The sequence below is a fragment of the Pontibacter beigongshangensis genome, assembly GCF_014332515.1.
GTDB classification, from domain to species: domain Bacteria; phylum Bacteroidota; class Bacteroidia; order Cytophagales; family Hymenobacteraceae; genus Pontibacter; species Pontibacter beigongshangensis.
On sequence record NZ_VFSD01000057.1, the window covers coordinates 1 to 1,103 of the forward strand.

Consider the following 1,103-nt stretch of genomic DNA (forward strand, 5'->3'; position numbering starts at 1 on the left):
GCAGGATTCAAGTGACAAATGCAACTTTCTGGTGGAACATTTGATTAGGAGTTTTATAGTTAAATCTTTTTCTTGGCCTGTTGTTTAGTTCCTCCTGGATAAAGAGGATGTGCTCCTCTGTCAGGTTCTCCAAAGCGGATGATTTTGGCACATATTGCCTGATCAATCCATTCAGGTTTTCATTGGCTCCCCTTTCCCAACTGTGGTAGGGGTGGGCAAAGTAGAAGTCCACCTCCAGCGCCTGGCTGATCTGTTGATGAAGCGCAAACTCTTTCCCATTGTCTGCTGTCATCGTGTGCAGGTAAGGCTTGAACTCAGCTAAGAGCTCAATAGCAGCCTCCTTAACCAGTTGAGCTTCTTTTCTGGCTACTTTCCGCATCCTGAGCAACCCTGTGGCCCTGTCATTGATGGTGAGGATAGCCCCCTGGTGGTTTTTGCCTATCACCGTGTCTATCTCCAGATCGCCGAACCTGCTTTTCTCCGCTACCACGGCCGGGCGCAGCTCAATGGACACCCGGTCTCTAAGAATCCCCCGGCTGTCTTTCTGATGGCCTCGCTTGCGGTAACGCTTCCCCTGGTTGCGCAGGTGCAGATACAGCGTGCCTTTCCTTTTCTTGTCGCTCCAGACATGCTGGTAGATTCTTTCTGCTGACACACATGGCGTTCCCAGCTCTTTGCACACCCCCACGATCTGCTCGGGGCTGAACTTGGCTGCCAGCCTTTGCTCCACGTAAAGTCGCACCTGCTCTGTGAAATACACCTTCTTTGGCTTGTGCCTGAGCCTGCTGTCGTACTTACGCTGGGCAAGCTGGCTGTTATAGCGGCCGTTTCGCTGGTCGCAGTTGCGTTTGATCTCCCGGCATACAACTGATTTGTCTTTCCCGATGACGGCTGCAATTTGGGTTTGCGTAAAATTCTGCCCCAACATTTGGGCAATAGTGTATCTTTGCTCAACGGTTAAATGACTCATATTAGCAACTTTGGACGGAAGCCAATATAGAGAATTTATCCTTTCAGGGGAAGGGGCTTCAGGCTTCTTCCTCCTGAAAAAAATAATCCTCTGGATGACCTCCTAAAGGTTGCATTTGTCACTTGAATCCAAG

1 protein-coding gene is annotated in these 1,103 nt (G+C 50.0%); it reads right to left on the reverse strand.

Annotated features, from left to right (window positions below; genetic code table 11):
- Positions 1–7: 7 nt before the first annotated feature.
- Entirely contained in the window at positions 8–970 is a 963-nt protein-coding gene (locus FJM74_RS22070; RefSeq protein WP_187264816.1) for an IS30 family transposase, read from the reverse strand.
- Positions 971–1,103: the final 133 nt, after the last annotated feature.